Source organism: Pantoea sp. X-Soil-ISGK-355, from assembly GCF_059730805.1.
In genome coordinates, this window is sequence record NZ_AP035971.1 from 2,546,912 (window position 1) to 2,571,105 (window position 24,194).

Annotated in this window: 22 protein-coding genes and 1 tRNA gene; 12 read left to right on the forward strand and 11 right to left on the reverse strand. The window is 56.6% G+C overall.

Features of this window, described 5'->3' with window-relative positions:
• Nucleotides 1-92 precede the first annotated feature (92 nt).
• Genes AC6I8J_RS11810 through AC6I8J_RS11820 form a run of 3 tightly spaced genes read left to right on the forward strand, consistent with a single transcriptional unit; the run spans nucleotide 93 to nucleotide 3,090 of the window.
• Nucleotides 93-638, forward strand: coding sequence for a GNAT family N-acetyltransferase (locus AC6I8J_RS11810; RefSeq protein WP_161736729.1), 546 nt, complete (start codon nucleotides 93-95; stop codon nucleotides 636-638).
• The gene (locus tag AC6I8J_RS11815) at nucleotides 635-1,786 is read left to right on the forward strand and encodes an amidohydrolase (RefSeq protein WP_497825389.1); all 1,152 of its coding nucleotides are present in this window, start codon (nucleotides 635-637) and stop codon (nucleotides 1,784-1,786) included. The genes AC6I8J_RS11810 and AC6I8J_RS11815 overlap by 4 nt, the downstream gene beginning before the upstream one ends.
• Entirely contained in the window at nucleotides 1,786-3,090 is a 1,305-nt protein-coding gene (locus AC6I8J_RS11820) for an MmgE/PrpD family protein (RefSeq protein ID WP_497825390.1), read from the forward strand. The genes AC6I8J_RS11815 and AC6I8J_RS11820 overlap by 1 nt, the downstream gene beginning before the upstream one ends.
• A gap of 4 nt (nucleotides 3,091-3,094) precedes the next feature.
• On the opposite strand, the gene AC6I8J_RS11825 is transcribed toward AC6I8J_RS11820, so the two are convergent.
• The 4 genes from AC6I8J_RS11825 to AC6I8J_RS11840 are packed head-to-tail and all read right to left on the reverse strand — an operon-like array spanning nucleotide 3,095 to nucleotide 7,984.
• A complete protein-coding gene (locus tag AC6I8J_RS11825; protein WP_497825391.1) occupies nucleotides 3,095-5,380 on the reverse strand; it encodes a molybdopterin-dependent oxidoreductase in 2,286 nt (761 codons plus the stop codon).
• 33 nt (nucleotides 5,381-5,413) lie between these two features.
• Nucleotides 5,414-6,175 (reverse strand): amino acid ABC transporter ATP-binding protein, encoded by a 762-nt coding sequence (locus AC6I8J_RS11830; RefSeq protein ID WP_013358395.1) that lies wholly within the window; start codon nucleotides 6,173-6,175, stop codon nucleotides 5,414-5,416.
• A complete protein-coding gene (locus AC6I8J_RS11835) occupies nucleotides 6,168-7,091 on the reverse strand; it encodes an amino acid ABC transporter permease (protein WP_253419181.1) in 924 nt (307 codons plus the stop codon). Before AC6I8J_RS11835 ends, AC6I8J_RS11830 begins: the two co-directional genes overlap by 8 nt.
• Nucleotides 7,088-7,984, reverse strand: a complete 897-nt coding sequence (locus tag AC6I8J_RS11840; protein WP_285088343.1) for an ABC transporter substrate-binding protein — start codon at nucleotides 7,982-7,984, stop codon at nucleotides 7,088-7,090. Before AC6I8J_RS11840 ends, AC6I8J_RS11835 begins: the two co-directional genes overlap by 4 nt.
• 679 nt (nucleotides 7,985-8,663) lie before the next feature.
• Between AC6I8J_RS11840 and AC6I8J_RS11845 the strand changes: the two genes are divergently transcribed.
• Nucleotides 8,664-10,586 (forward strand): methyl-accepting chemotaxis protein, encoded by a 1,923-nt coding sequence (locus AC6I8J_RS11845; protein ID WP_253419184.1) that lies wholly within the window; start codon nucleotides 8,664-8,666, stop codon nucleotides 10,584-10,586.
• A gap of 337 nt (nucleotides 10,587-10,923) precedes the next feature.
• Here the strand turns inward: AC6I8J_RS11845 and AC6I8J_RS11850 are convergent, their stop codons facing one another.
• Nucleotides 10,924-11,190 carry a hypothetical protein gene (locus tag AC6I8J_RS11850; RefSeq protein WP_161736853.1) on the reverse strand — a complete coding sequence of 89 codons (267 nt, stop codon included), beginning with the start codon at nucleotides 11,188-11,190 and terminating at the stop codon, nucleotides 10,924-10,926.
• A 199-nt stretch (nucleotides 11,191-11,389) separates the two neighbouring features.
• On the opposite strand from AC6I8J_RS11850, the gene AC6I8J_RS11855 reads away from it, so the two are divergent.
• Both AC6I8J_RS11855 and AC6I8J_RS11860 read left to right on the forward strand, forming a co-directional pair.
• Entirely contained in the window at nucleotides 11,390-11,524 is a 135-nt protein-coding gene (locus tag AC6I8J_RS11855; RefSeq protein ID WP_285088341.1) for a hypothetical protein, read from the forward strand.
• Between the two features lie 72 nt (nucleotides 11,525-11,596).
• Nucleotides 11,597-12,295 carry an RluA family pseudouridine synthase gene (locus tag AC6I8J_RS11860; RefSeq protein WP_497825392.1) on the forward strand — a complete coding sequence of 233 codons (699 nt, stop codon included), beginning with the start codon at nucleotides 11,597-11,599 and terminating at the stop codon, nucleotides 12,293-12,295.
• 16 nt (nucleotides 12,296-12,311) lie between these two features.
• Here AC6I8J_RS11860 and AC6I8J_RS11865 read toward each other — a convergent pair whose 3' ends face one another.
• The gene (locus tag AC6I8J_RS11865; RefSeq protein WP_497825393.1) at nucleotides 12,312-12,851 is read right to left on the reverse strand and encodes a DUF2058 domain-containing protein; all 540 of its coding nucleotides are present in this window, start codon (nucleotides 12,849-12,851) and stop codon (nucleotides 12,312-12,314) included.
• 151 nt (nucleotides 12,852-13,002) lie between these two features.
• Between AC6I8J_RS11865 and AC6I8J_RS11870 the strand changes: the two genes are divergently transcribed.
• The 3 genes from AC6I8J_RS11870 to AC6I8J_RS11880 all read left to right on the forward strand — a co-directional run bounded on the left by AC6I8J_RS11870 (nucleotide 13,003) and on the right by AC6I8J_RS11880 (nucleotide 15,944).
• Nucleotides 13,003-13,635: a TetR/AcrR family transcriptional regulator gene (locus AC6I8J_RS11870; RefSeq protein WP_161736849.1), complete on the forward strand. Its 633-nt coding sequence runs from the start codon at nucleotides 13,003-13,005 to the stop codon at nucleotides 13,633-13,635.
• A gap of 83 nt (nucleotides 13,636-13,718) precedes the next feature.
• Nucleotides 13,719-15,101 (forward strand): D-arabinono-1,4-lactone oxidase, encoded by a 1,383-nt coding sequence (locus AC6I8J_RS11875; RefSeq protein ID WP_161736848.1) that lies wholly within the window; start codon nucleotides 13,719-13,721, stop codon nucleotides 15,099-15,101.
• A gap of 12 nt (nucleotides 15,102-15,113) precedes the next feature.
• Nucleotides 15,114-15,944, forward strand: coding sequence for a glycosyltransferase family 8 protein (locus AC6I8J_RS11880; protein WP_285088338.1), 831 nt, complete (start codon nucleotides 15,114-15,116; stop codon nucleotides 15,942-15,944).
• Nucleotides 15,945-16,037: 93 nt separating this feature from the next.
• Here AC6I8J_RS11880 and AC6I8J_RS11885 read toward each other — a convergent pair whose 3' ends face one another.
• Nucleotides 16,038-17,159 carry a Gfo/Idh/MocA family protein gene (locus AC6I8J_RS11885; RefSeq protein WP_497825394.1) on the reverse strand — a complete coding sequence of 374 codons (1,122 nt, stop codon included), beginning with the start codon at nucleotides 17,157-17,159 and terminating at the stop codon, nucleotides 16,038-16,040.
• Nucleotides 17,160-17,492: 333 nt separating this feature from the next.
• Between AC6I8J_RS11885 and AC6I8J_RS11890 the strand changes: the two genes are divergently transcribed.
• Nucleotides 17,493-17,568: transfer RNA gene (locus AC6I8J_RS11890), tRNA-Asn, on the forward strand.
• 68 nt (nucleotides 17,569-17,636) lie between these two features.
• Here AC6I8J_RS11890 and AC6I8J_RS11895 read toward each other — a convergent pair.
• From AC6I8J_RS11895 to AC6I8J_RS11910, 4 genes are all read right to left on the reverse strand, one after another.
• Complete coding sequence (locus tag AC6I8J_RS11895) at nucleotides 17,637-17,969, reverse strand: type II toxin-antitoxin system PemK/MazF family toxin (protein ID WP_497825395.1); 333 nt, start codon at nucleotides 17,967-17,969, stop codon at nucleotides 17,637-17,639.
• Complete coding sequence (locus AC6I8J_RS11900) at nucleotides 17,970-18,227, reverse strand: AbrB/MazE/SpoVT family DNA-binding domain-containing protein (protein WP_497825396.1); 258 nt, start codon at nucleotides 18,225-18,227, stop codon at nucleotides 17,970-17,972.
• A gap of 329 nt (nucleotides 18,228-18,556) precedes the next feature.
• The gene (katG, locus tag AC6I8J_RS11905; RefSeq protein ID WP_497825397.1) at nucleotides 18,557-20,776 is read right to left on the reverse strand and encodes a catalase/peroxidase HPI; all 2,220 of its coding nucleotides are present in this window, start codon (nucleotides 20,774-20,776) and stop codon (nucleotides 18,557-18,559) included.
• 443 nt (nucleotides 20,777-21,219) lie between these two features.
• Nucleotides 21,220-22,242 (reverse strand): LLM class flavin-dependent oxidoreductase, encoded by a 1,023-nt coding sequence (locus AC6I8J_RS11910; RefSeq protein ID WP_480343177.1) that lies wholly within the window; start codon nucleotides 22,240-22,242, stop codon nucleotides 21,220-21,222.
• Nucleotides 22,243-22,450: 208 nt separating this feature from the next.
• Here AC6I8J_RS11910 and AC6I8J_RS11915 point away from each other — a divergent pair, with 208 nt between their 5' ends.
• A complete protein-coding gene (locus AC6I8J_RS11915) occupies nucleotides 22,451-23,413 on the forward strand; it encodes a fatty acid desaturase (RefSeq protein ID WP_497825642.1) in 963 nt (320 codons plus the stop codon).
• A complete protein-coding gene (locus tag AC6I8J_RS11920; protein WP_497825398.1) occupies nucleotides 23,406-24,179 on the forward strand; it encodes a phosphate/phosphite/phosphonate ABC transporter substrate-binding protein in 774 nt (257 codons plus the stop codon). Before AC6I8J_RS11915 ends, AC6I8J_RS11920 begins: the two co-directional genes overlap by 8 nt.
• Nucleotides 24,180-24,194 lie beyond the last annotated feature (15 nt).

A 24,194-nucleotide genomic window follows, 5' to 3' on the forward strand; every position in this document is an offset into this window, starting at 1 on the left:
TTTTCACATATAGCGACCCGGCTTTTTACTGTTAACCTGCCCCTCTGGCTGAATTAATTAACTGCTTATCAGGCAGTGTTCCGGGAAAGAATATGCAACTCGATTTTCGTCAGGTCAGAGAAGATGAAACAGATGTTTATCTGGCGCTGATGCATGCGGCCTATGCGCCGGTGAAAGCGCTGGGCATTAAGTTTGATGCCGCTACCGCAGACCGCGCTATGGCTCTGCGCCATCTGCAGAGCCACGGGGTGTATGCGCTCTATGCTGACGAGAAGATGGTCTCGTCAGTGACCGTCCGCTATCCCTGGGGGCCGCTGCCCGGCCCGTTTGGTCTGCCGCATATTGGCTGGTTCGGCGCGCACCCTGACTATCCCGGCCAGCAGTTTGGTCGTCAGGTGCTGGAAAGGGTCGAACAGGCGATTCTGATCGGTCAGCTGCGTGCTCCTGCGGTCTCGCTGGGAACGGCCACCCGTCACCCCTGGCTGCAGGCGATGTACCTGAAGCGCGGCTTCCAGCCAATGCATACCCGCGACCTCGGCAAGGGTCATATCACCCTCTATATGAAGAAAGTACTGGACCCGGTGGCACACGATGCCTGGCTGAGCCGCCAGACAGCAGCACAAGGAAACCCACAATGAGCATCACTATCCCCTCGACATTAGGCGAACCGCTGATCGCCTTCCGTCACGAACTGCATCAGTTCCCGGAGCTGTCGAATCAGGAGTTTGAGACTACGCGCCGACTGCGCGATCAGCTGGAACAGCATCAGATACGCATTCTCGATCTGCCGCTGAAAACCGGCCTGGTGGCGGAGATTGGGGCGTCAGCGGGGCCGCTGATTGTACTGCGGGCCGATATCGACGCGCTGCCGATTGAAGAGCAGTCTGGCGTCAGCTTTCGCTCGCAGCGTCCGGGCGTGATGCACGCCTGCGGTCATGATTTTCACAGCGCAGCGGCAATGGGCGCGGCGATCCTGTTAAAGCAGCAGGAAGCGAACCTGCCAGGCCGGGTACGGATTCTGTTTCAGGCCGCAGAAGAGACCGGCCAGGGCGCGCCGGAGGTGATTGCCAGCGGCGCATTAACTGACGCGCTGGCGATTTTCGGTATCCACAACGATCCTTCACTGCCTGCTGGCGTCATCGGTTCCAGAGCCGGGCCGCTGACTGCCGCCGTCGACCGTTTTGAAATTGCGATTACCGGTATCGGCAGCCATGCCGCCAAACCCGATCAGGGCAACGATCCGATTGTCATCGCGGCACAGATTGTCTCGGCGGCGCAGACGCTGATCAGCCGCAATGCCCCTTCTGCCGATAACGCGGTGGTCTCTGTCACCCAGATCCACAGCGGCAGCACCTGGAACGTCATTCCGGACAGCGCCTGGCTGGAGGGCACGGTGCGCTCGTTTTCATCATCCACCCGCCAGCGTCTTGAGCAGCGCTTCCGGGCAATTGTGGCGGGCATCGCGTCAGCCTTTGATGCGCAGGTGAGCTTTACCTGGCACGCCGGGCCGCCATCGGTAGTAAATAATGCGCACTGGGCGGACTTTGCTTTGCAGCAGGCTGAGAACAGCGGACTGGAAGCACGCGTGGTCGAGGCGAGTCCGATTGGTGAAGATTTTGCCTTCTATCAGCAACAGTTGCCCGGTGCCTTTATGATGGTGGGCACCGGTGAACCCTATGCGCTGCACCACCCTGCTTTTCGCATCAATGATGAGGTGCTGCTGCCAACGGCGCACTATCTGGCCGGCCTGGCACGGGCGGCACTTCTTTCTCCGGAGCAGCCATAATGAGCCTGACTGCCGCGCTGGCTGATGCGATCCTGTACAGCCAGCCGGATGCCCCGGCACGTGAGCATGCGCGCGAAGGCATCCGGGATTTTCTGGCGGTGAGCTGGCCGGTGCTGCAGGGCACGGTACCGGATAGCGGCTTACCGGCTCTGCGCACCCTCTACAGCGATGGCAGCGTGCGTTCACAGGCGCTGCTGCTGGGCTATGCAGGACATGCGCTGGACTACGATGACTTTCATGCCGATTTTCGCGGTCATCCCAGCGTCGTGATCCTGCCTGCACTTTTCGCCTGGCAACGGGTTCAGCCCAGAAGCCTGGAGCAATTTCTGGATGCTTACGTCACGGGGGTAGAGATGGCCGGTCGTCTGGGGCTGGCGGTCAGCCAGCAACATTACGCTCTGGGCTATCACAACACGGCGACGCTGGGGACCCTTGCGGCGGCAGGGGCGCTGGCGCGTCTGCTGGGGATGAAGAGTGATGCCACGGCCACCCTGCTGGGTATTGCGGCGACCCAGGCCAGCGGTTTACGCGCTCAGTTTGGTTCGGCGGTGAAACCGCTGCACGCGGGCTTTGCCGCCGAACGGGCCGTAACCGCGGCTCAGCTGACCCTGGCCGGAATCGATGGCCGCCAGCAGGGGGTCATTGAGGCCTTTGTTGCCGCCAGCAGCGCGGACCAGGCTCAGCCGGAGAAAGTGCTGGAAAACTGGGGCAGCCCGTGGCGGATCAGCACGCCGGGACTGGAATTCAAACCCTTCCCGACCTGCGCCGGTACGCATAGTGCGGCAGAAGCGGCTCGCATCCTGCGCCAGCAGTGGCTGGCTGCGGGTAAACCGCTTGATGCGCTGCTGAGCCAGATTGTTGATATCACCGTCGCCTTCCCGCCTGGCGGTGACATCGCTGCCTCGATACGGGTGCCGGTTAACGGTATTGAAGCGCGCTTCAGCCTGGAGTATGTGATTGCCGCCATGCTGATTTATGGCGATTTGCGCCTGCAGGACTTTGCGGAAGGCGATCTCAATCATCAGGTTATGCCGCTGGCCGCCCGTGTGCGACGGACACCGGATGAGAGTGCGCCGCCCGATGCGATCAATCCCGCGCTGCGCTTTCACGTCGTTACGCTGACGCTCGCGGATGGCACAACGCTGCATCAGCGCCGTACGCGCCAGCACTCGCTGGCGGAGGGGGTAATTGTGAGCAGCAAACTTCAACGGGCGCTGGGTGATGCGTCACCAGAACTGCTTGCTGCCACTGCGCTGCATTCCACGGCAGAGTTGCAGAGGCTGACCGGGGCGCTGACCCGATAGTGGCTTAGCGCGGCGGAACGAAGGCCTGAACCGGCGTAACCTCACCGGCAAATTTCCGCACCTGCACTACCGTAATCTGGCCGCTGCAGCCCTGCGTCAGCGACGACGTGCCGATATCCATGGTCAGCACATTGGGATTACCGTGGCGGCATAACGGACGGGCGGCAGCAGGCTCGACCGGATCGTACCAGGCACCGGTTGGCAGCTGAACCACGCCAGGCATGATGGTGTCAGTGAGACGCGCGCTGGCGAGCACATGGCCGCGCGCGTTATAGAGTTCGACGATGTCGCCATCCGCGATCGCCTGTGCTGCCGCATCGTCCCGGTTCAGGCTACAGACTTCGCGTCCGTCCCGCTTGCTGCGCTGGCTGTAATCACCAAAATCGAGCTGGCTGTGCAGACGCGTCGCGGGCTGATTGGCAATCAGCCAGAACGGATAGTCAGCGCTGGGTTTTTGCTGCGGTTCACGCCATACCGGATGGCCGGGACAATTTTCATAGCCAAAGCTGGCGATAGTAGCGGAGAAAATCTCAATTTTTCCGCCTGGCGTCGGCAGTGGCGCGGCGTCGGGGTCGGCGCGAAACGCATTGATCATCCGCCCACCATCCTTTAACTGCGGCAGCTCCAGCACGCCCTCCTGCCAGAACTGACTGAAATCGGGTGTCTGCACCTGATGAGCGGCCAGTTTTTCCTGCAGCTGGCCGTAAAGATGCTGCAACCAGCCACGCGCATCACGACCTTCGCTGAATGCCACTTCCCTGCCCAGCCGCCGGGCCAGGTCATGAAAAATCGTATAATCATCCCGGGCTTCGGCGTAAGGCGCAGCCACCGGCTGCATGGCGATTAAATGGCGATCGGTCGGCGCACCGCCGATATCCTCACGTTCCAGCGTCATGGTGGCAGGCAGGACAATATCCGCATGACGCGTCGTGGCGGTCCAGGCGCTTTCATGCACGATCAGCGTATCCAGCTGGCAGAAAGCCTGACGCAGCCGCGCCAGATCCTGATGATGGTGAAACGGATTGCCTCCCGCCCAGTAAGCCAGACGAATATGGGGATAGGTCAGCTGGCGGCCATTATAGTCAAACTTTGTGCCGGGATTGAGCAGCATGTCGGCGATACGCGCCACCGGAATAAAGCGGTCAATGCCATTTTTACCCTGCGGCAGGGCCGGAAAGCTGACCAGATTATGATGCTTGCCATAATGGCCCAGCGCGCCCAGTGCATACGTATATCCACCGCCGGGCAGCCCTGGCTGTCCGAGCGCCGCCGCCATCACCAGGCCGAGCCACACTGGCTGTTCGCCATGCTCGGCACGCTGCAAAGCATGAGCCACGGTCACCAGTACGCGCTTACCGTGCAACTGCCGTGCAAACTGACCGATCAGATCGCTGCTGACGCCGCAGATTTCAGCCGCCCAGTGCGCGTCACGGACTACGCCATCCTCTTCACCGCGAATGTAAGCGACCATCTGCGGCCAGCCGACACAGTAGCGCGCCAGAAACGCCTCGTCGGTTAACGCTTCCGCAATCAGCACCGCCAGCAGACCCAGCATAAACGCCGCATCCGTGCCGGGCCGCAGCGCCAGCCACTCGCCCTGCGCCTCTTCAGGCAGATCGCTTTTCAGCGGGCTCACTGAGATAAACCGGGTACCGCGCTGTGCCGCTCGCTGCATAAAATTCCGCTCGGTGTGTTCGCTCAGGCCGCCGCTGGCCACCTGTGCATTTTTCAGCGCCAGGCCGCCAAACGCCAGCACCACCTCGCTGTGCGCGGCGATCTCTTCCCAGCTCACGCCACGTCGGGCGATCTCGTTCATGTCACCGACAATGTGTGGCAGCAGGACAGATGCCGCGCCAGAACTGTAGCTGTTGACCGAACGGACATAACCGCCCAGCGTGGTGTTCAGAAATCGGTGCACCTGGCTTTGCGCATGATGAAAACGGCCTGCGCTTGACCAGCCATACGATCCACCAAAGATGCCTTCCGGGCCGTATGCTTCACCAACCCGTTTAAGTTCCTGCGCCACCCGCTGACTGGCCTCTTCCCAGCTAACCGCGACATACTCATCGGCACCACGACGCTGATCCGGGCCTGGCCCGTTTTCCAGCCAGCCACGCCGTATCATCGGCTGCGCGACACGCGCCGGATGATTGAGTGCATGACGGAAGTTTTGCAATAGCGGGCTGGGATCGGGATCGCGGTGGAACGGCTCAATCAGCAGTTGATCGTCCCTGTGCTGGACGTGAAAAGCGCCCCAGTGGGCGCTGTGCATTACCGGTTTCTGGGTCATGCTGATTCCTGATTACCAAAAAAGAAACGGTGCTCAAAGCACCGTTGCAATAAAGTTTCTGACACGTCCGTTGTCCGGATCGTCGAGGACCTGCTGCGTCGGACCCGCTGCGACAATTCTGCCGCTCTCCATAAATACGATGTTGTCGGCAACCTCGCGGGCAAAGCCAATCTCATGCGTGACCACCACCATGGTGATACCGGAGTGCGCCAGTTGCTTAATCACCTGCAGCACTTCCCCTACCAGCTCCGGGTCAAGTGCCGAGGTCGGTTCATCAAACAGCATGACGCCGGGATCCATCGCCAGCGCGCGGGCAATGGCCACACGCTGCTGCTGACCACCAGAGAGGTTCTGCGGCCACTCATCTTCGCGGCCAGACAGCCCCACCTGCTTCAGCAGCGCCAGCGCTTTGGTCGTGGCCTGATGACGGCTCTGCTTTTTTACCCGCATCGGTGCATCCGTAATGTTCTGCAGCACGGTGCGGTGCGGAAACAGGTTGAACTGCTGAAACACCATGCCAATTTCCGCCCGCTGGCGGGCAATGGCACTGCTGCTGAGTTCGTGCAGCGCCTGGCCTTTTTGCCGGTATCCCACCATCTGGCCGCCGATGCGGATCGTGCCGCCATCCAGTTTTTCAAGATGATTAATACAGCGCAGCAGCGTGGATTTACCGGAACCCGATGGCCCCAGAATTACGGTCACCGATCCGGCAGGAATATCGAGATTAACCTCGTCGAGAATGGTGACGCCGGAGAAGCGCTTGGTGACTTTGCGTAGCGCGATTGCTTCAGCCATTGCTCACGCTCCTTTGCGTTTTCGGCAGCGAAAAGCGCGGTAACGATGACAGCAGGCTGCGCTTTTCTCGCCGCGCCACACCGCGACCAAAGTAGCGCTCGACATAGTACTGGCCGACAGAGAGCACGGAGGTCATCAGCAGATACCACAAGGTTGCGACCAGCAGCAGCGGGATTACTTCATAGGTGCGCTGATAAATAATCTGTGCCGAAAACAGCACATCCTGCAGAGAGATCACCGACACCACTGCGGTGGTTTTAAGCTGACCAATAATCTCATTACCCGCTGGCGGCATAATGGCGCGCATCGCCTGCGGTAAGACGGTGTGACGGAAAATCTGCGCCGGGCGATATCCCAGGGCGCGAGCCGCTTCTATCTGTCCATTACCCACGCTCTGGATACCGGCGCGCACAATTTCTGCGGCGTAGGCGGACTGATGCATCACCAACGCGATCACCGCCGCACTAAATGGACTCACCAGCGCATTAGACTGCGCGCTCCAGAGTTCGCCTAATCCTGGGATCGACAGCGCGATGCGGGGATAGAGCGCGGCGATGTTGTACCAGAGAAACAGCTGCACCAGCATCGGCACACCGCGGAAAAACCAGGTGTAAGCCCAGCTCACCGCCACCAGCACCGGGTTAGAAGAGAGGCGCATCAGCGCCAGCACCGTGCCAAAAGCGAATCCCAGCACCACCGAGATGGCCGTGAGCTGCAGCGTCATTAACACACCCTGCAGAATAGAGGGCGCAGTGAAGTTCTCTGCAATCACCTGCCATTCAAAGCGCGGATTGTTAATCATCGAATGCGCCATCGCCACCACGCATAACAGCACCACCAGCGCACTCAGCCAGCGACCATAGTAGCGTTTACCGACGATTTTCAGGTCGTCGGTGTGGTCCGGAGTTTCTCTCATTTAAAGATCTCTTCGTTGCGTCGGGCTTCGGTCACGGCACCAAAACCGATTCCCCAGTTATCGAGGATTTTCCGGTAGCTGCCATCTTTGATTAACGAATTCAGTGCCGCCTGTACGGCTGGCTCCAGCGGCGAGTCTTTCGGGAACGCGACCGAGACCGGTGCATCATTCACGGTGATTTCACCGCTCATGGTCAGCGGTTTGATCACTTTGGTCTGCCACAGCAGTCCTTCATAAGGACCGAGGAACAAGGGAACGCGACCGCTGACTACAGCCTGCACGCCCGCCGGACGATCCGGGAATATCGCTACCTTGATCGGTTGTTTACCGGCGGCTTCACAGGCTTTGCTGGCCTCTTCCAGCCGCGTCACCTGAGTCGTACCGGAGCCAGCGCCCACCTCTTTGCCACACACATCGCTGAGTGATTTAAAGGGAGCGATATCAGCGTCTTTGCGGGAAATAATGCCCAGCAGGCTGGCATTGTAGTAACCGACAAAGTCGATCTGTTTCAGGCGGGTCGGCGTGGCATTGATGTTTGACAGCGCCACGTCGTAACGTCCGGTCTTGAGGCCAGGAATAATATTGTCGAAGCCGCCGGTGTCGCGCCACTGAACGGTGATGCCCAGACGCTCACCGACCGCATTCATGATGTCGATTTCACGACCCGCCAGCGTTTTGTTGTCTTCTTTATAGAAGGTGGTGGGCGGCGTATTCGGGTTAGTACCCGCCACAATATAGCCACGCTTAAGGATATCCGCGGGTATCAGGCTTTTCAGCGCCGGATCGGCTTTGACATGTAAGCTGCTTTCAGCAGGCACTGACGGTTCGGCTGCAAAACTGGCGTGCGCACTGAGCGCGAGGGCAAAAAGGGGCATTCCTTTTATATATTTCACTGGAACCTTTCTCCTGATAATTAAAATGTTCCCCCCAGAGGGAAAAGTTATCGCGATCTGTTGTCCGCACCGGAAGCCAGCGAAGCTGCGGGCTTCAGTGCTTTTATCATCCTCGTCACGTTCTGTTGTCATTCTCAGTGAAGACCGACGGCGATCACAAATGCTAAAACCGGGATTATTTAGCCGGAATATGGCAATGAAGAGGTTTCTCCGCTTTTTGATCAGGAAATGAGATGTTGCAGGGCAAGAACAGGGGGCAGAGGTCTCCGGGCGCTGGCGAAATAATAGTAGTTTCCGCAGCGGTTCGCTAACGGCAGAACAACCTCTAAAATGTCATTTTATTGATAAGTTTATTTTTAAAATCGCTGAAATCTTTTCAGGCGAATTTTCAACAGTCATTTAATTGATCAAGATCAATAAATAATGATTGAGTTAGTGCAAACACCCTTGAATGAAAACTATCAACCTCAATTAATTATATTAATCATTAACTTAAACAAAAACCCATCAATTAGCATGAAAATAATTACATCGTAAAACAATGGAGCTCTAATTAATAAGATTACTGAATAAATGATAAATACCTTTAAAGGATTATCAGAAGCTGACGATAAAAAGATCAGGATTGAATTATGTGAATTTCTTTCGTCTGCTTTGAACCTCAATAAAGGTGAACCTCATGGGCCTTGCTCAACGCATCTCCAGTATCAAAATCGGGAAAAAACTTGGCGTCGGTTTTATCGTCGTCATCGCGGCGTCTCTCGCCATAACCTTTATCGCTTTTGACTGTTTCCGCAGTATTAAAGACAACTCTGCACGCCGCACAACAACCGTGGAAATGGTGAATACGTTAAGCAAGGCACGTCTTAATCGCACGCTTTACCAGTACACCAAAAATCCTGAATTTGCCGCGAAGAACGTTCAGGCTCTTAAGGAGCTGGATACCCTTTATCAACGACTGAGTGGATTTAAGTGGGATGATGAAGGTCAGCAAAAAATTACGCTGATGGGCCAGTTACTTAATGATTATCAAAATCAGCGCCAGAAGTTCGTGGCATCTGCGGAGGTGACATCTGTCGCCTTTGCTGCCATTAAACCGGACATGCTAATCGGTCTTGCTCATCAGTCTGAATTACTCGATATGGCTATGGCACCCGACGCCGCGCTGCCGGTCATGAAACTGGCCGCCGCGCTGTTTGATGCCGCGAATATCGAAAAAGCGTTTCTTGATAAGCCAACAGCGGCCAGCAGAGATGCGGTTATTGAGGAGTACACCGCCATCAATACGCTGAGTGAACAACTGGACAGTTTTAATCAGCCAGCGATCAATGCCGTCACGCAAAATGTCATCACTATCCTTACGCAGCAACGTCAGGCATTGACGCGTTATGTTGATGCTTCAGAGAAAGAAAAAAGCGAATCTGCGGACCTGACCACAGCTGCAGAGCGGCTCAATGCGGCAGTTTCTGATACTTTTGCCTTCCAGTCCCGGCTGTCTGCTGAATTTATCAAACAGGCAGAGTGGCGCATCGCCTTTGCTGCGCTGATTTGTGTCGTCCTGAGCCTGCTGATTGCCTGGCGGATTACACGCAACATTACGCTGCCATTGAAAGAGACCCTGAATGCAGCGCAGCGTATTGCCAGCGGTGATTTAACGACCTCACTGAACACCACCCGGGGTGATGAGCTGGGCCAACTGATGCAGGCCGTCGATGCGATGAACCTCAGCCTGCAGAACATCATTACCAATGTGCGCGATGGCGTCAGCAGCGTAGCGCGTGCCTCGGCAGAGATTGCAGCAGGTAATACCGATCTGTCATCCCGCACCGAACAACAGTCTGCGGCAGTGGTTCAGACGGCGGCCAGTATGGAAGAGCTCTCATCCACGGTGAAACAGAATGCGGAAAATGCTCACCATGCGAGCCAGCTGGCGACAGATGCGTCGGTGAATGCCGGACGCGGTGGCGAGATTATCCGTGATGTTATCGTCACCATGAATAACATCAGCCAGAGTTCAGGCAAAATTGGTGAAATCATTCACGTCATCAACAGCATCTCCTTCCAGACCAATATACTGGCATTAAATGCCGCGGTTGAAGCGGCTCGCGCCGGTGAACAGGGTCGTGGGTTTGCGGTGGTGGCCGGTGAAGTCAGAAATCTGGCCCAGCGCAGTTCGCTGGCTGCCAAAGAGATTGAAACGCTGATTCGCGAGTCACTTGACCGGGTTCATGATGGTTCGGAGTTTGTGGAACGCGCCGGAAGCACGATGGATGATATCGTCCGCTCGGTCAGCCAGGTCAAAGACATCATGGGCGAGATTGCTGCCGCATCCGACGAGCAGAATCGCGGTATTTCCCAGATTGCGACAGCAATGTCCGAAATGGATACCACCACGCAGCAGAACGCCGCGCTGGTTGAAGAGTCTTCTGCCGCAGCCAGTTCCCTGGAAGCGCAGGCAGACGAGCTGGAAAAAACGGTGGCGGTATTCCGCTTATCAGACGGGCAAAGTGCCCCCAGCCGGACTGCACATGCCCTGGCGCCGCGTTTAGTGCCCGCGATGCCGGTTAAAGCATCAGCCGAATCCAGCTGGGAAAGCTTCTGATACACAGCGCCGCTTTGACTTAAGCGTCATGCTAATACAGCCAGCCTGATTTAATGAGGCTGGCTAAAGTATGAATTGGCCACAGACAAGGCATCACAGTAATCACAGAAAAAAGCCGGCGCGGGAGCGTATTCGTCCGGGTCAGTTATTGTTTCAGGGCCGGCAGGGTTGTGGCTTCAGGAAAGCCTTCTTAAAGATGGGTATCAAATCGCGGTGGCAGGAGAAGTATCGTCCATGACAGTTTCTCCGGCCGGTATACGCTTCGCGCAACCGATGAGGTCGTCCGCTTCGTCGTTTTCCGGCCGGAGCCGGACTACGTCCACTGGCGTCAGTTCAGTTAATGCTGCTTCAGTTCTTCGTTCAGGGCTGCAAGGGTCTGCAGGTACGGCACCTGCTGTTGGGCAACCGACGGTGACTTAAAACTACTCAGCCAGCGCCTGGCTTCGGAGATTTGCGTCAGCCGATCGGGGTTGCTTTCAGATTTCGCCATAAAACCCAGCTGAGTAAAGAGTGATGCGATACTGATTTCTTTCTCACCCAGGGCAAGGCTTAGTGCCGCTTCGCCAATAATGACGTGGCCTTTCTCGTCGATTTGAATTAACACAGAAAATCCTCCATTAGTACGAATTGATGACAACCTCACCAGAGACTGTAGTCGTAAAAGCAGGACCTGCCCGAATAAATCACTAAGAATCTCGCAACCTTCTGATAGAATACACTTAATGTTTTTTTCCGGATTGTTCTGTTTGTCTCTGCCGTCCATCCTGCCAGACTGGCTGGCCTTATCAGCGACGGATGCACCTATGAAACTCTCTGTTCTTCTCACGTTGTTAGCCGCAACGGTTTGCTCAGTTTTTGCTGCCCATGGTGGATTCGGCACGCATCAGGCCAGCCATTCGCTTCCCACACAAAGTGGCGAAACGGTTACGGAAGAATAAGGGTGAAGTCCGGCGTCGTCAGTGAACCGGCAATCGGTTATGATCCCCTGCCATTCTGCTGCCGGTTGCCCGATGTCTGCCATTATCGATACGTTTATCGCCCCACCCTGCTTTGATGAGATTACTCTCCTGTTTCAGGACGATCATCTGCTGGTGATCAACAAACCCAGCGGGCTGCTGAGCCTGTCAGGCAAAAATCTGCAAAATCTCGACTCCGTGCATCATCGGCTGGTAACGCGTTTTCCCGGCTGCACGCTGGTTCATCGGCTCGATTTTGGCACCTCCGGGCTGATGGTGGTGGCACGAACCAAAGCGATTAATGCCGCCCTCTGTCAGCAGTTCAGCCAGCGCACGGTGAGCAAAACCTATCAGGCACTGCTGTGCGGACACCTTGCCGATGATGAAGGTGTGATTGATGCCGCAATAGCCAAAGATCCGGCGCTGTTTCCCCGCATGGTGATATGCGCTATTCAGGGCAAGCCGGCGCGCTCACGCTATCGGGTCACTGAACGCAGTTATTACCAGGGAAAAGAGGGAAAGGCGTTGCCGGTTACGCGGGTTGAGCTGACACCAGAAACCGGACGCACCCACCAGCTGCGCATTCACTGTCAGCATCTGGGGCATCCGATTCTGGGCTGTGATCTTTACGGCGGGTTGTTACTGCCGGGTGCTGAGCAGGCAGAGAGGCTGATGTTGCACGCCAGTGGATTAACGTTTTTGCATCCTGTCAGCGGCGAGACAGTGCAGCTCTCTGCCGCCAGCCCCTTCTGACTGCATCAACGCGCCATTACCACATCAGATCATCTGGCACTTTGAAATCAGCATAAGGATCATCTTCGTCCTGAGCTTCTTCGCTTAATGCGCTGTTTAAGACGATGGCGCTGGCATCACGCTGGGCAATTTTATCCGCCACGCTGGCCGGGATGATGGCGTACTGGTTTTCACCATTCGCGTCAGCCGCCAGGCGGGCAATGGCGAGACGGCCATTGATCAGCTGAGCCTGCGTCGGCTTATCCACCATAATCTTTTTGATCAGATTATTGTCGGTGAAGTTGAAGCTGATATTGCCCCTCTCCATGGCAATTTTGTTCATTTCGATCAGCTGCTTGACCTGCGCTTTATACTCTTTCGACAGCACAGCCAGCTTCTGCTGCTCGTTCAGCTGCTTATCCCGCTCAAGCTGCGCTTTTTTGTTATCTTCCACTGCTGCTCTGGCTTCGCGCGCCTGAACCCGGGATTTCTTGGCGGTCCGCTGAACCTTGTCCATTTTTTTGCTGGATACTAAGCCCGCTTTCAGCATCTGCTCTTGCAAGGTGAGTTTTGTCATTGTCGTCTCTGAACCTGTGAAATAATGCCCGGGATTATACCTGCAATCGTCCGGAGTGTGCCAGGTTGCCGCATTTGCCGCGCCCGGGGTTGCGCGCAGCCTCTCAACACTGTGCTAACATTCCCCGGTCAGAATCACCTTATTGAGCACCATGTCAGAACTCACAAAACGTAAAAATGACCCTGAAGGGCTGAAGAAACGCATTATTGCAGGCGCACTGAAAACCTTCGCTGAATTTGGTATGCAGGGTGCCAGGCTGGAGCAGATTGCTGAGCATGCGCAAACCACGAAACGCATGGTGGTCTATCACTTTGGCACTAAAGAACAGCTTTATATCGCCGTACTTGAGCAGGTTTATCAGCAGATACGTCAGCATGAAACCGGCCTGAATCTGGCGGCGATGGCGCCGGAACTGGCCATGACCCGACTGGTGGAAGCCAGTTTTGACTATCACGTCGAGCATCCCGATTTTATCCGGCTGGTCTGCAGTGAAAACCTGCTGCGCGGTCGCTACATCACCCAGTCGCCGCAGATTAAAGCGCTGAACCGCAGCGCACTGGATCTGCTGGATGACATCCTGGCGCGCGGTCAGCAACAGGGGGTATTTACTGGTGATGTGCAGACCATCGATGTCCATCGCCTGATCAGCAGTATCTGCGTGCATCACGTCTCAAACCGCTACACCTTCAACGCCCTGTTCAGTCCTGACAACAGCGAAGCCGAGAGTATCCGCCGCAATCGTCAGCTCGCTGTCACTGCAACGTTACGCTATGTCCGCAAATAAATGTCCGCCGCCCCGGCTCCGCTTAGCAATAGTCTACGCTTAGTTAAACTTGTCATTAAAATGCGATTATAAGGAATGCTGTTGTGAGCAGAGACGCACGCCTCTATCCGCTTCGCCAGACCCATGTTGAACCCAATGATGATGCGCTGTGGAACTGGGCGCAGAATGCGCAAATTGGCACTCATCATCAGGTTCAGCGTCCCGCCAGCGAAGCAGAACTACAGAAACTGATCAGCGAATCACACGGCAAAATCCGGGTGATCGGCAGCAAGCTGTCGCCCGGCCGGATGCTGCATGTCGCCGATAACGATGTACTGCTCGATCTCAGCGCACTGAGCGGTCAGCTCGCCAGTGATGAGCAGAGCGTGACCTTTGGTGGTGCCACCCCGCTTGAGCAGGTTTATCGCAGCCTGACCGACATGAACCGGATGCTGGCGTCATCGCCGGGTGTGATTGCGATTCAGACGCTGGCAGGCGCGATGGCGACCGGTACGCACGGTCAGGGTTTGCAGCAGAGTTCCATTGCCGATGAAGCGCTGGCCATACGGATGGTGCTGGCCGATGGCAGCGTGCGGGAATTTGTCCGCGGCGACGCTGACTTTCCGGCGGCGCAGGTCTCGCTGGGGGCGCTGGGCATTGTCACTGCCGTTACCCTGCGCACCCAGCCGTTTAAGATCTTTACCTGCCACAAAAATGCTGTCTCTGCCGATACGCTGGAAGAGGATCTGCTGCAGTGGAACAACGACTATCCGCTGAGCAAGGCCTGGTGGTTTGTTGACGACAACCTGATGCACGTCTGGAACGCCCATGAGGCGAGCGATGAAGAGCGTCAGCGCTATGAAGCGCAGGGTCGCCAGGTGGTCGAGCATGAGGGTGACGTTGATGACAGCCTCAACGACACCATCGACCAGACGCTGGCGCATATGCACCGCGACACGCAGATTCAGGGCAAAGGCGGAAAACAATTCCGTACCGTCACCCGTTTTCGCGACTTCACCGATGTTACCGGTGACATCTACCAGCTCTTCTGTCGCGGCATTGCGGTGCCACAGATTAATGTGGAAATCGGCGTGCCGCTGGCAAAAACCCCGGCCATCATCCGCCGGATTAAGCAGTGGTATGCGGAGAATCGTCCGCACATGCACTACCCGATTATTCTGCGCTGTACCGGCGCCTCGTCGGCCTGGCTTAGCCCGGCTGCTGGCCAGCCGACCTGCTTTTTCGGCTTTGTGGTCTATTACGCCGACGATGGCTCGCTGTCCCAGGAAGGGCTGCACTTCCTGACCGAAGTGGAAAAACTGCTCGCCGAAGAGGGCGGACGCCCGCACTGGGGCAAGTATTACGACGAAGAACGCTACAACTGGCGTGAGATCTATCCGCAGTGGGACGCCTTCCGCGCCCTGCGCAGCCAGCTCGACCCGCAGGGCCGACTGGGGAACGACTACATCACGCCACTTTTTGACTGATTGAGGAAAGCTATGTTTGCCTGGGTAACGCTGTTAACACAACCCGATTATCTGGTGGGCGTGAAAGCGCTGCACCGTTCGCTGCAGGAGAGCCAGAGCCAGTGGCCACTGGTGGTGATGACCACGCCAGCCATTTCAGACGCTGACTGTCAGAGTCTGCAGGATGAGGGCTGTGTGATTAAACCGGTTGAACCACTCTATCCGCGCGACGATCTCGATCAGCATTACGCCTCGGCGCAGTTTGGCGAGGTCTGGACCAAGCTGCGTGCCTGGCAGCTTACCGATTATGAGCGCGTGGTGTTTCTGGATGCCGATATGCTGGTGCTGCAGAACATGGACGAGCTGTTTACCCTGGATCTGGGCGATAATCCGCTGGCGGCCTGTCACGCCTGCCGCTGTAATCCGAACCAGATTGCCTCTTATCCGCCAGAATGGCAGCCCGAGCAGTGCCACTACACCTGGCAGGCACGCGGTGAGCAGGCTCCGGACAGCGTTGACTACTACCTGAACGGCGGTTTTCTGGTGCTTAAGCCCGACAGTGCGATGTTCGATGTACTGGAAAAACGGATTGCGGCGATTGACGATCTCAGCGCTTATCCCTTCTCCGAGCAGGATCTGCTGAATGAAGTCTTTGCCGATCGCTGGAAACCGCTCTCGTATATCTACAATGCGTTAAAAACGCTGCCATTCCAGCACAGCGGTCTGTGGCAGGGGGATGAGGTGAAGAACCTGCACTACATTCTTGCGAAGCCCTGGAAGCGCGACCTCAGCCAGCCCGAGAGCCAGCGCGACCGCTTCTATGCGCTGGATAAACTGTGGTGGGAAAAAAGCGGTCTGATCTGACTGGATACGGGCGGGACACTCCCGCCCTTCGCGCCTGTTCACTCAACTCCGTAGTCTGCCACTCGCTATATCTTCTCTTTCTCAGATTCTGCCTTACACCTCGACCCAGCGGCGCTGCTCTGCGGAGTGGGCAATCGCTTCCAGCACCCTCTGCACCTGCAATCCCTCGGCAAAATCGGGCCACATGCGATCGCCCGCCGCGATACCGTTGATCAGGTCGCGGATCTCCACCGTTTTCTGATCGTTAAACCCGATGCCGTGTCCGGCTGAAACGCAGAAGTTCGCGTAGTCAGGATGGGCCGGTCCGGTCAGGATGGTTTTAAATCCCTGTCGCCCGGCAGGTTCGTCATGCAGATAAAGCTCCAGTTCCGCCATGCGCTCCTGGGTGTAGCGCAGCGTGCCTTTTGTGCCGGTGACAACATAGGTCAGGCCCATTTTTGCGCCACAGGCGATACGCGAGGTTTCAATCACGCCGTGTGCGCCATTGCGGAAGCGCAGCAGCGCGCTGGCCTGATCTTCGTTTTCTACCGGTAACAGTCGCGCAGGTTCTTTCGGGTCGGGCCGTGAGGTGATGACCGTCATCATGTCGCCGCTGACCTCGGTAATATCCCCGACCAGGTAGTGCGCCATATTGACGATGTGCGCCGCCAGATCGCCCAGCGCGCCCAGGCCAGCCAGCGCTTTCTGGCAGTGCCAGTCGAGCGGCGTTTCCGGTCTGGCGAGATAATCTTCGTTATGGGTGCCGTAGAAATGCACCACGTCACCAATCTCGCCTCTGGCAATGATCTCTTTTGCCAGCTGGCTGGTCGGGTTTTTCATGTAGTTAAAGCCGACCAGCGTTTTCACCCCTGCCGCTTCGGCGGCCGCCACCATCTCCTGCGCATCCGCCACGCTCAGCGACAGCGGCTTTTCTGAATAGACGTGCTTGCCGTGACGTATCGCCTCCAGCGCCATCTCTTTATGCAGGAAGTTGGGTGCGCAGATGTCCACCACATCAATCGCCGGATCGCTGACCAGCGCGCGCCAGTCACCGGTAGAACGCGCAAAACCAAAGGTTGCCGCCTGGCGGGCCGCCAGTTCAGGATTCACTTCGGCCAGCATCTCCCGCACGATTTCGCCTTTCAGCGCGAATACAGTGGGGGCCTGGGCATAGGCAATGGCGTGGCAGCGCCCGATATAGCCGCTGCCAATCATGCCGATTCTGACTTTGTTCATTTCAACTCCGGATATTCAGTTCAGGGTTGAAATGGAATCTACGTTTCGTTTTTGTTGCTGACAAAGCCAGAATCGGGACTTTGTGACGGCCATAAAAAACTATCCGGTTAAATCACGCACAATGCCTTCTGACAAGCGCTTTACCGCGTCAGAAAACCTCATAAACACCTCAGATTTACGTGCCGCTTTTTGCCGCGTGAAGCCGTAGTGCAGACCCTTCTTCTATGACGTAAATCGCCATTGTGGCGACTATTTCAGCAGTCGCACGAATTTATGAAAAAGAGCTTTGACATGATCCGACGTGGCCGTTACTATGCGCCCCGTTCAAACGATTCCTCTGTAGTTCAGTCGGTAGAACGGCGGACTGTTAATCCGTATGTCACTGGTTCGAGTCCAGTCAGAGGAGCCAAATTCGAGAAGCCCGCTCAGGGAAACCTGAGCGGGTTTTTTATTGGCTGTGTTTAGCTACTCCAGTGTTCAGTTCAGAATGGCGTCCAGCCGTGCCAGCACTTCATTCACGATAGCGTCAGGTAATTGCTCAAGCCGCCTGCCTTCGCGGGCTTCCATATCGAGCGTCCCCGGCTGATCGCAGCGAATGACGCCCTTTGTCCTGCATCCTGCCCCCTCCAGTGAAACCGTAAAACCCGCTGCGCGGGCAAAGTTTCCGCCACTGGTAACCGGAACCACAATCGGTAATCGGGTGAACGCGTTAAACGAGGCCGGAGAAACGATCAGTACCGGACGCTTCCCACTTTGTTCATGACCTGCGGTGGGGTCGAGTGTCACCAGCCAGATTTCTCCTCTTTCCATTTACAGGTTCTCCTTACCTGCTGCAGGCGCCTCAATCCATTCCCGATCCTCTGTGCTCATTTCAGCGTGTGGATCACATTGCGCCAGCAGTTCCTCGAGTGAATATCGCGGACGATTCTGGGGCTTAACGATCAGATAACCATTATCGATAGTCATACCGACTTCGCTGTTTGTCGACAATGCCAGGGTTTTCAGAACGGCGGGAGGAACCGCCAGCATGACCGATCCGCCAACCTTTTTAAGACGCGTGTTAAACATAAAGCACCTCCTGATGTTATATTTTAATATAACACTGGCGGGCGATGGCGAGTAATTATTAATCAGTTCCATTCTATTATTCTCCTGAAGCGGACCTGTACGGGGATCGACTGTTTTCATCAGGATGACAATAAAAAACGTTTCCGGGGAGGCAAAGATTTGGGCTAAATCTGACGAAAAAATTGCGGCGCGGCTTCCATACGCAGACGACAGGACCAGTAATCAGAAGAAATCTGGCAAAAAAAACTGCACCTTAATCAGTCGGATCACCGACTTTTAGGGTGCAGTTGAATATTAGCGAATGACAGCTTTTACATAATCAACAGCAATCAGATATCAAACCGATCCAGATTCATCACTTTTGTCCAGGCGGCGACAAAGTCTTTGACGAATTTTTCACGGGCATCGCTGCTGGCATAGACTTCTGCCGAGGCGCGTAACACCGCGTTGGAACCAAACACCAGATCGGCGCGGGTAGCGGTGAAACGGGTTTCACCACTGACGCGATCGCGTCCGATGAATTTCTCATTGCTGCCATCAGTCGCTTTCCACTCGGTACGCATATCCAGCAGATTCACGAAGAAGTCCGTGTTCAGCGATCCCACATTGTGCGTGAAGATACCGTGCTGGCTGCCATCGAAGTTAGTGCCAAGCGCACGCATCCCGCCTATCAGCACCGTCAACTCTGGCACGGTCAGGGTCAGCTGCTGTGCCTTGTCGATCAGCAGGCTTTCGGTGGTGGTTTTGCCGAAGCCGGTGCCGAAGTTACGGAAACCATCCGCACGCGGTTTAAGCAGATCGAATGACTCGATGTCGGTCTGATCCTGACGCGCATCGACACGGCCCGGGGTAAAGGGCACGTCGATCGAGACGCCAGCCGCTTTCGCCGCCTGCTCAACACCAACCACACCCGCCAGAACGATGACATCCGCCAGTGAAGCCTTGTGGGCTTCGCGCTGAATCGCTTCCAGCGCAGGCAGAACACGTGCTGCGACGGCATTGACGTCCCACTCACGCTGCGGCAGCAACGCCAGTCGGGCACCGTTGGCACCACCGCGCTTGTCGCCACCACGGAACGTCGATGCCGAAGCCCAGGCAACGGAAACCAGCTCGCTGACGCTGAGGCCGGATGCGGCAATCTTCTCTTTCAGCTGGGCGATGTCTGCCACGGTTGGGTGATAAACCGGTGCAGGCAGCGGATCCTGCCAGATCAGATCTTCCTGTGGCACTTCAGGTCCGATGTAGCGCGCTTTCGGTCCCATATCACGGTGCGTCAGCTTAAACCACGCACGGGCAAAGGCTTCGTTGAACGCCTGCGGATCGTTGTGGAAACGACGCGAAATTTTTTCAAACTCCGGGTCAAAACGCAGCGTCAGGTCGGTGACCAGCATGGTCGGTTTGTGTTTCTTAGTGGAATCAAACGCATCCGGGATGATATCCGGTGCATCAGCCGCTACAAACTGGATGGCTCCCGCGGGGCTGCGCGTCTGAACCCACTCATATTTGAACAGGTTCTCGAAGAAATAGTTGCTCCACTGGGTCGGTGTCTGCGACCAGATCACTTCCAGGCCAGAGGTAATCGCATCTGCGCCGACGCCCGTACCGTGGCTGTTGACCCAGCCCAGACCCTGCGCTTCAATCGGTGCGGTTTCCGGATCGACGCCCACGTGGCTGGCCGGTGCGGCACCGTGGGTTTTACCCAGGGTATGGCCACCGGCAATCAGTGCCACGATCTCTTCGTCGTTCATGCCCATGTTGCCAAAGGTGGCGCGAATCGCCGGGGCCGCAGAGGCAGGATCGCCGCTGTGTTCCGGACCTTCCGGGTTGACGTAGATCAGACCCATTTCGGTGGCACCCAGAGGCGACTGTGCCAGGGATTCCGGGTGACGGTGTTCCAGCCAGGCGGCTTCTTCGCCCCAGTTCACATCCATATCCGGTTCCCAGACATCTTCGCGTCCGGCACCAAAGCCGAAGGTACGGAAGCCGGAGTTTTCCAGCGCAACGTTACCCGCCAGGATGTAGAGGTCAGCCCAGGAGATTTTCTGGCCATATTTCTGTTTAATCGGCCACAGCAGGCGGCGCGCTTTATCCAGACTGACGTTGTCCGGCCAGGAGTTTAAGGGGGCGAAACGTTGCTGACCACGGCCTGAACCACCGCGTCCGTCTACGGAGCGATAGGTTCCGGCGCTGTGCCAGGCCATGCGAATAAACAGGCCGATATAGCTGCCCCAGTCAGCGGGCCACCAGGCCTGTGACTCGGTGAGCAACCCTTTAATGTCAGCTTTCAGCGCAGAGTAATCTAATCTGGCAAATTCTTTACGGTAGTCGAAGGATGCATCAAGCGGATTCGAACGGGATGAGTGCTGGTTCAGCAGGTCAACGCGGAGCTGGTTAGGCCACCAGTCACGGTTAGTTGTTCCGCCACCCGGCGCCTGATTTGGCTGCGCTGGCTTGCCTGCATGAAAAGGGCATTTGCTTTCAGGCGCTTCGCGATCGGCTTCAACAATAGGCTTTGCATCTTTTGCATCTTCATCAATGGAATTGCTCATGGTCACACCTCTTTTTGTATTTTCATCGCTACTCTATAGAGGATCTTCAGGAACTCACACCTGTCTCATCCTATAAGATTGATAGCTTATCCCTTTGAATAAGGTTTATTTCAACAGCTTCCAGCAATGGCGCAACGGATGTTACTACCCGGAATCATCAACGAAGCGGCACCGACCTGCATCAGACTATTCCGACACAACCGGTTGCACAACCGTCTTATTCAATGCTGGCAGAACAACGGCCTGACCAGATTTAGCCGCGGTCGCTGGCTAAACCGGTGTAGTTGATGGAATGGACGGAACACACGCCAGACAAGAGCGGCAGAAAGACGAAAAGAGAAAATGATTAAAAAACGTTAACGATCGCAGAGGTGAATGACAGGTAATACAGGTTTATGGAGAAACAACTGAGCGCCCGCTTGCGCGGGCGCTCGGGTAGTGACTTAACGCCAGCCGAGTTCCGGGGCAACATACTTCAGAATCGCCTCAATCACATGGGCGTTGTAGGCGACACCAAGCTGGTTAGGCACGGTCAACAGCAGCGTATCCGCTTCAGCAATCGCCTCATCCTGCGCCAGTTGCTTAATCAGTACTTCAGGCTCTGCGGCGTAGCTGCGGCCAAAGATGGCACGGGTTTTCTCATCCAGGAAACCAACGGAATCCTGATCGTTACCGCTGCGGCCAAAGTAGGCGCGGTCCATATCATTCACCAGCGCAAAGATGCTGCGACTGACGGAAACGCGTGGCGCATGCTGATGCCCCGCCGCTTTCCAGGCCTCGCGGTAGGCGCGGATCTGTTTCGCCTGCTGAATGTGGAACGGCTCGCCGGTTTCATCATCTTTCAGGGTTGAACTTTGCAGGTTCATGCCCATTTTTGCTGCCCATTCTGCGGTGGCATTGGAACCGGAGCCCCACCAGATGCGATCACGCAGCCCTTCCGAAAGCGGCTCTGGTCGCAGCAGGCCCGGCGGGTTCGGGAACATTGGCTGTGGATTCGGCTTTGCAAACCCTTCGCCGCGCAGCACGTCCAGGAACTCTTCGGTGTGACGACGGCCCATATCCGCATCGCTTTCACCCGCTTTCGGTTCAAAACCAAAGTAGCGCCAGCCATCGATCACCTGCTCAGGGGAACCGCGGCTCAGGCCCAGCTGCAGACGCCCGTTGGAGATGAGGTCTGCCGCGCTGGCATCTTCCACCATGTAAAGCGGGTTTTCGTAACGCATGTCAATAACACCGGTACCGATCTCAATTTTGCGGGTCCGCGCTGCCACGGCAGCCAGCAGCGGAAACGGCGAGCTGAGCTGGCGGGCAAAATGGTGGACACGGAAATAAGCGCCATCTGCGCCCAGCTCCTCAGCAGCGACCGCTAAGTCGATCGATTGCAGTAACACATCCTGCGCGGTGCGGGTGGCGGACTGCGACGAAGGCGTCCAGTGACCAAAGGATAAGAAGCCAATATTTTTCATCTGTATTTCTCCTGACAGGCGGTAAGCGCCTGTGGGCTATAGGCGATTTTTGATAAGGAAAGGTTACGCCCTCCACGCGGCGACTGATAGTGAATATCTTTAAGCGCCATATTCAGGAATTTCGACATAGCTAAGCAGATTATCCACTTTGTCTTTGTTCGTCCTTTCTTTCACTCTCCAGACTCTTGCTTCCGCTGTCAGGTGAATGATGCACAACGGCTATCTCTCTTTACAGCAGCGCGCCTGGCTGAAACAACGCGCGCGCAGCTGGCTCTGGCGCAGCGAACTGCCGACCTGGCTGCTGATGGGCGTGATTTACGGCGGCTGGTTCCCGGTGATGCTTAACTGGCAGACGCTGGGACGACTGCCCGCTACCCTGCTGCTGATCGTTTTCACCACCTGGTATATGTCACTGCAGCATGAGCTGATCCACGGTCATCCCACACGCTGGCCGCGGGTGAATCAGCTGTTCGGCACTCTGCCGCTGGCGGTCTGGTATCCCTATGGTCTGTATCGCGACTCTCATCTGGCCCATCATCGCAATCACACCCTGACTGAGCCGGACGAAGACCCGGAAACCTACTATTTTTCCGCTGCACGCTGGGCGCAGTTGCCGCGCTGGCAGCAGCGGCTGATTCATCTGCGCAACACATTTCCGGGACGGTTGCTGCTTGGCCCGCTACTGGATATCGCGTCGACCGTTGGCGGGATGTGGCAGGCGTTGCGACGTGGCGATCGCTCTGCGACGGGCATGTGGCTGCTGCATGGCGCGCTGCTGGCTCTGCTGTTTTACTGGATGGCGGAGCTCGGGTTTTCGCCGCTGTGGTATCTGCTGGCGGTAAGTTATCCGGCGCTGGCGCTGACCAAAATACGATCCTTTTATGAACATCGTGCAGCGGAAGACCCGCTGGCACGTTCGGTGAATAATGAAGCGGCCTGGCCCTGGCGCTTACTGTTCCTGAATCTGAACTACCATTCAGTGCATCACGATCTGCCTGGCGTTCCCTGGTATGGCCTGCGCCCGCTCTATCTTCGCGACCGCGAGCATTACTATCAGCGCAACCACGGTTTTCGGGTGGCGGGCTATCGAGTCTGGCTGCGCCAGTTCTGGGCCAGACCGGTTAGCGTCAATGCCCATCCGGGCCGCTCAGGGGAGAAAACCCATGAATAATCTGCTCGCTTTGCCCATGTATGCGCTCCATCCGCCTGCCACGCGGGCATTGATGCAGGCTGTGGTTACGCTGCTGGCGCAGCATGACACAGAGGCACAGCCGGTCTGGCCTGACGATCTGCTGGTCCACTGGCGGGATGACCGGTTGCTGCTGAGTCAGACCTGCGGCTATCCGCTGGTCAGCCAGTTACCGGCGGTTCAGTTGGTCGGCACCTTTCACTATCAGGCTGCGGGCTGCAGCGGGCGCGATTATCGCAGCTGGCTGGTGGCGCGAAATAAACAGGCGACGCTGGCCGATTTCAACGGTCAGCGGGCCGTAGCTAATAGTACGAACTCGCACTCCGGCTATAACGCGCTGCGGTTTGTGGCGGCGCTCCAGGGCGTGACGTTTTCACAGCTACTGCTAAGTGGCGGACACCGTCAGTCGCTGGCAGCGCTGCGTGATTCGCAGGCAGATATCGCCGCTATCGACTGCGTCAGCTGGGCGCTGCTGGCGCGCTATGCGCCGGATGAACTGCGCGGCCTGCATATCATCGGTGAGACGCCCGCCGCACCCGGATTGCCGCTGATCACGGCCGCCTCAACGTCAGCCGCCCGGCTGGAGACGTTGCGTACAGCGCTGCATCAGCTGGTAAACGATCCCGCCTTTCGCAGCGTCTGCGACGACAATCTCATCAGTGGATTCAGCCCGGTGCAGCGAGACGATTATCAGGACGTGCTGGCGTGGGAACAGCAGGCTGCCGAGCTGGGCGTCACCTGGCTTTAACGCCGCACGCTAATT

What these genes read in the sequence shown, in the direction of transcription:
- AC6I8J_RS11810 (WP_161736729.1), top strand. Translation starts at nt 93, where the DNA reads ATGCAACTCGATTTTCGTCAGGTCAGAGAAGATGAAACAGATGTTTAT.
- AC6I8J_RS11815 (WP_497825389.1), top strand. Translation starts at nt 635, where the DNA reads ATGAGCATCACTATCCCCTCGACATTAGGCGAACCGCTGATCGCCTTC.
- AC6I8J_RS11820 (WP_497825390.1), top strand. Translation starts at nt 1,786, where the DNA reads ATGAGCCTGACTGCCGCGCTGGCTGATGCGATCCTGTACAGCCAGCCG.
- AC6I8J_RS11825 (WP_497825391.1), bottom strand. Translation starts at nt 5,380, where the DNA reads ATGACCCAGAAACCGGTAATGCACAGCGCCCACTGGGGCGCTTTTCAC.
- AC6I8J_RS11830 (WP_013358395.1), bottom strand. Translation starts at nt 6,175, where the DNA reads ATGGCTGAAGCAATCGCGCTACGCAAAGTCACCAAGCGCTTCTCCGGC.
- AC6I8J_RS11835 (WP_253419181.1), bottom strand. Translation starts at nt 7,091, where the DNA reads ATGAGAGAAACTCCGGACCACACCGACGACCTGAAAATCGTCGGTAAA.
- AC6I8J_RS11845 (WP_253419184.1), top strand. Translation starts at nt 8,664, where the DNA reads ATGGGCCTTGCTCAACGCATCTCCAGTATCAAAATCGGGAAAAAACTT.
- AC6I8J_RS11855 (WP_285088341.1), top strand. Translation starts at nt 11,390, where the DNA reads ATGAAACTCTCTGTTCTTCTCACGTTGTTAGCCGCAACGGTTTGCTCA.
- AC6I8J_RS11860 (WP_497825392.1), top strand. Translation starts at nt 11,597, where the DNA reads ATGTCTGCCATTATCGATACGTTTATCGCCCCACCCTGCTTTGATGAG.
- AC6I8J_RS11865 (WP_497825393.1), bottom strand. Translation starts at nt 12,851, where the DNA reads ATGACAAAACTCACCTTGCAAGAGCAGATGCTGAAAGCGGGCTTAGTA.
- AC6I8J_RS11870 (WP_161736849.1), top strand. Translation starts at nt 13,003, where the DNA reads ATGTCAGAACTCACAAAACGTAAAAATGACCCTGAAGGGCTGAAGAAA.
- AC6I8J_RS11880 (WP_285088338.1), top strand. Translation starts at nt 15,114, where the DNA reads ATGTTTGCCTGGGTAACGCTGTTAACACAACCCGATTATCTGGTGGGC.
- AC6I8J_RS11885 (WP_497825394.1), bottom strand. Translation starts at nt 17,159, where the DNA reads ATGAACAAAGTCAGAATCGGCATGATTGGCAGCGGCTATATCGGGCGC.
- AC6I8J_RS11895 (WP_497825395.1), bottom strand. Translation starts at nt 17,969, where the DNA reads ATGGAAAGAGGAGAAATCTGGCTGGTGACACTCGACCCCACCGCAGGT.
- AC6I8J_RS11900 (WP_497825396.1), bottom strand. Translation starts at nt 18,227, where the DNA reads ATGTTTAACACGCGTCTTAAAAAGGTTGGCGGATCGGTCATGCTGGCG.
- katG (WP_497825397.1), bottom strand. Translation starts at nt 20,776, where the DNA reads ATGAGCAATTCCATTGATGAAGATGCAAAAGATGCAAAGCCTATTGTT.
- AC6I8J_RS11910 (WP_480343177.1), bottom strand. Translation starts at nt 22,242, where the DNA reads ATGAAAAATATTGGCTTCTTATCCTTTGGTCACTGGACGCCTTCGTCG.
- AC6I8J_RS11915 (WP_497825642.1), top strand. Translation starts at nt 22,451, where the DNA reads ATGCACAACGGCTATCTCTCTTTACAGCAGCGCGCCTGGCTGAAACAA.
- AC6I8J_RS11920 (WP_497825398.1), top strand. Translation starts at nt 23,406, where the DNA reads ATGAATAATCTGCTCGCTTTGCCCATGTATGCGCTCCATCCGCCTGCC.